Origin of the sequence: Streptomyces sp. NRRL WC-3549, assembly GCF_000721935.1 — a bacterium.
Taxonomy (GTDB): domain Bacteria; phylum Actinomycetota; class Actinomycetes; order Streptomycetales; family Streptomycetaceae; genus Streptomyces.
Genome location: NZ_KL585385.1, coordinates 106,616 through 110,366, shown reverse-complemented (window position 1 = coordinate 110,366; position 3,751 = coordinate 106,616). Strand labels below are relative to the sequence as shown.

Below are 3,751 nucleotides of genomic sequence, written 5' to 3'. Positions count from 1 at the left end.
GCGGCCACCAGCCCGCGCAGAACCATGGGTTCCGCCGGGAGCCAGGCCGCGGCGGCGCAGACGACCGACACTCCGGCCACCACGGAAGGCGGCAGGATTCTGTGGAGGGGCGGCGAATGGCGGTGACGTCCTCGTGGCATGGCTCGAAATTTACCGTGCGTACGCGACACTTGGGAGGCCGCCCGGCAATCTGTTCCCGCCCGGTTACCTGTGAGCCTCCCGTTCGCGCCTCCGGGGCACCGCTTTACTTCTTGATCAGCCCCTTCGACACCAGGTACTCGCGGGCCGCTTCGGCCGGCTTGGCGCGTTCCGAGTCGACCTTGCGGTTCAGTTCCGCGAGGTCCTCGGTGGTGAGTACATCGGTCAGCTTGCCGAGCGCGTCGGCTATCTCCTGCGCGCCCGCGTCCTTCGCATTGAGCACCGGCAGGACGTTGTCCGCGTTCTGCAGCTTCTTGTCGTCGTCCAGGAAGACCAGCCCGTCCATGACCGCGTCCGTGGTGGTCGTCAGGACCAACTGGTCCGTGCCGTCCTTCACCGCCTGCTTGGACTGCGGAGTGCCCACGCCCTTGGGGTCGATCCCGGTGACGTCGATGCCGTACGTCTTCTTCAGGCCGGGTGCGCAGAACGGGCGGATCTCGCACTCGTCACCGGCCGCGATCTTCACTCCGATCTTGGACCGGCCGAGATCGGAAAGGGTCTCCAGGTTGTTCTTCTCGGCGAATTCCTTCGAGACCGCGAAGGCGTTCTGGTCGACGGCCTTGCCCGCCGGGAGGACCTTCAGCCCGAGCGGGGTCGCGAGCTTCTCCAGAGCCGCCACGGTGGCCGCCGTGTCTCCGGAGGCGACCGGCTTCTTCTCGGCCTCGGCCGCGCCGTTGACCTTGGCGTTGAGGAATTCCGCGATGGTCGCCGCGTATTCGGGGACGACGTCGATCTCGCCCTTCTCCAGCGAGGGCTCGTAGAGTTCGCGGTTCTTCACCGTGGTGACCGAGGTGCTGTACCCGGCGTCGCCCAGGACGCGGGCGTACAGCTCGGCGAGCACCTTGGACTCGGTGAACGCGGCGGCACCCACGACGAGCGAGCCCTTCCTGGCGTCCCCGCCCGAGGCCGAGCCGCCGTCCTTCTCCTTCTCCAGGCTGTCGCCGCCGCAGGCCGCGAGCGACCCGGCCAGCGCGATCACCGAGACGAGCGCGCCGGCTATGCGCGAGGTCCTGCTCATGTTGTCGTTCTCCGTCCGCGAAAAGAAAAAGGGGTGTGCACGGCCTCCGGGGGCCGTGTTCATACGGTCCTGCGGCGGCGCAGGGGTGACAGCAGCCGGTCCAGCAGCACGAGGGCGCCCTCCACGACCAGCGCCAGCAGGGCCACCAGCACGGCACCGGCGAAGACCTGGGCCGTGTCGTACGTGTTGAAACCGGCGGTGATGATCCGGCCGAGGCCGCCGAGGCCGACCATGGCCGCGATCGACGCGGTGGCCACCACCTGGACCGCCGCGGACCGCAGCCCGGTCATGATCATCGGGTAGGCGAGCGGAAGCTCGACCCGCAGGAAGAGCTGCCCGCCGGACATGCCCATACCCCGTGCGGCCTCGATCACCGCCCGGTCCACCTCCCGCATGCCGACGTAGGCGTTGGTCAGCAGCGGCGGCACGGCGAACAGCACCAGCGCGATGACCGTGGGCAGATAGCCGGAGTTGCGCAGGGGCGTCACCATGAAGAGGGCCAGCACGGCGAAGACCGGGACCGCCCGCCCCACGTTGGAGAGGTTGACCGCGAGCGCGCCCCCCTTGCCCACGTGCCCCAGGTACAGCGCGACCGGCAGCGCGATGGCGCAGGCCACCAGGAGGGCGATCCCGCTGACGTACACGTGCTCACCGAGCCGGTGCGTGGCGCCGTTCTCCCCGGACCAGTTGGCACCGGTGGTCAGCCAGGTCCAGGCTCCCTCGACGACTCCCATGGGTCAGCCCGCCTCCGCCGCCGGGGCCGCGTGCCCCGGTATCCGGGTCCACGGTGTGAGCAGCCGCTGCACACCGAGCAGCACCAGGTCCGCCGCCACCGCGAGGAGCACGCAGAGCACGGACGCGGTGAGGACCTGCGCCTTGAAGAAGCTGGGCAGCGCGTCCTCGATGAGGTTGCCCAGGCCGCCCTTGCCGACGAGGGAGCCCACCGTGGTCAGGGCGACGGTCGAGACCGTGGCGATGCGCAGACCGGCCATCAACGCGGGGAGGGCGAGCGGGAGTTCCACCTCCCAGAGCAGGCGGGCGGGTCCGTATCCCATACCCTTCGCGGCTTCCCTGGCCTCCTGCGGAACGGCTTCGAGACCCGCCAGGATGTTCCGCACGAGAATGGTCAGCGAATACAGGACCAGGCCCGTGACGACCAGCGCGGCGGAGAGCCCGAAAAGCGGCAGGAGCAGCGAGAACATCGCCAGTGAGGGCACGGTGTAGAGCACGGTGGTCAGCCCCAGCACCGGTCCCGCGAAATGCCGTCCGCGGCGGGCGAGCAAGGCCAGCGGAAATGCCACCAGGAGCCCGATCACCACCGAGACCACGGTGATCCAGATGTGCTGGACGACGGCGTCGGCCAACTCATGGCTGCGGGAACGCAGATACTCCCCGCAGATCCAGTCGTTCGCCACCAGGCAGTTCTGCTCCGTCATCCGTCCCCCACCTCCCGTGCCGCGCTCGTCGATCCGACCACCGGCGACCCTATCCCCGAGCACTGACAATCGCCGAGGCTTTCGTATTCCGGCAACATGTCCTTCACACCGTCCGCGTCACAATGGGGAACCATGATCCGTTTCGAGCATGTCACCAAGCGCTACGCGGACGGCACCACCGCCGTGGACGACCTTTCCTTCGAGGTCGCCGAGGGGGAACTGGTCACGCTCGTCGGACCTTCCGGGTGCGGGAAGACGACCACCATGAAGATGGTGAACCGCCTGATCGAACCGACCGACGGCCGGATATTCCTCGACGGGGACGACATATCCGCCATCGACCCCGTACAACTCCGCCGGCGCATCGGCTATGTGATCCAGCAGGTCGGTCTCTTTCCGCACAAGACGGTGCTGGAGAACACCGCGACCGTTCCCCATCTCCTCGGCTGGAAGCGGGGAAAGGGACGGGAACGCGCCGCCGAACTCCTCGATCTGGTCGGCCTCGACCCGTCCGTCCACGGCGACCGCTATCCCGAGCAGCTCTCCGGTGGGCAGCGCCAACGGGTGGGCGTGGCACGGGCGCTGGCCGCCGACCCGCCGGTGCTGCTGATGGACGAGCCCTTCGGCGCGGTCGACCCGGTCGTACGGGAGAGACTGCAGAACGAGTTCCTCCGGCTCCAGGCGCGGGTCCGCAAGACCGTGCTGTTCGTCACGCACGACATCGAGGAGGCCGTACGCCTCGGCGACCGGATCGCCGTGTACGGACAGGGCCGCATCGAGCAGTTCGACTCGCCCGCCACCGTGCTCGGGGCACCCGCCACCCCCTATGTCGCCGACTTCGTCGGGGCGGACCGGGGCCTGAAGCGGCTCTCGGTCACCCCCGTCGAGGAGAGCGATCTGGACCGGCCGCCCGTCGTCCACCTCGACGACCCGCTGGCGAAGGCGACCGAGCGGCTGCGGGCCGAGGGGGCCCGCTGGGCGGTCGTGCTCGACGGGGAGGACCAGTTGCACGGCTGGATCCCGGCGGGGGACGCCTCGGCTCCGGGGGCCGCCGGCACGGTCCGTGAGCACGCCCGGCGCATGGAGGCGTGGCTGCCGC

4 protein-coding genes are annotated in these 3,751 nt (G+C 69.3%); 1 reads left to right on the top strand and 3 read right to left on the bottom strand.

From position 1 onward, the window contains the following. Positions 1-244 precede the first annotated feature (244 nt). Genes IH13_RS0104050 through IH13_RS0104040 form a run of 3 tightly spaced genes read right to left on the bottom strand, consistent with a single transcriptional unit; the run spans position 245 to position 2,652 of the window. Positions 245-1,216: an ABC transporter substrate-binding protein gene (locus IH13_RS0104050; protein WP_031081030.1), complete on the bottom strand. Its 972-nt coding sequence runs from the start codon at positions 1,214-1,216 to the stop codon at positions 245-247. 59 nt (positions 1,217-1,275) lie between these two features. Continuing rightward, a complete protein-coding gene (locus IH13_RS0104045) occupies positions 1,276-1,950 on the bottom strand; it encodes an ABC transporter permease (protein WP_031081029.1) in 675 nt (224 codons plus the stop codon). A gap of 3 nt (positions 1,951-1,953) precedes the next feature. Then, positions 1,954-2,652, bottom strand: a complete 699-nt coding sequence (locus IH13_RS0104040; RefSeq protein ID WP_031081028.1) for an ABC transporter permease — start codon at positions 2,650-2,652, stop codon at positions 1,954-1,956. 132 nt (positions 2,653-2,784) lie between these two features. On the opposite strand from IH13_RS0104040, the gene IH13_RS36660 reads away from it, so the two are divergent. Beyond that, positions 2,785-3,751, top strand: a 967-nt coding sequence (locus tag IH13_RS36660; RefSeq protein ID WP_031081027.1) for an ABC transporter ATP-binding protein, incomplete at its 3' end; no start/stop codon positions are given.

Coding starts and splice junctions, on each gene's coding strand:
- IH13_RS0104050 (WP_031081030.1), bottom strand. CDS start 1,216: ATGAGCAGGACCTCGCGCATAGCCGGCGCGCTCGTCTCGGTGATCGCG.
- IH13_RS0104045 (WP_031081029.1), bottom strand. CDS start 1,950: ATGGGAGTCGTCGAGGGAGCCTGGACCTGGCTGACCACCGGTGCCAAC.
- IH13_RS0104040 (WP_031081028.1), bottom strand. CDS start 2,652: ATGACGGAGCAGAACTGCCTGGTGGCGAACGACTGGATCTGCGGGGAG.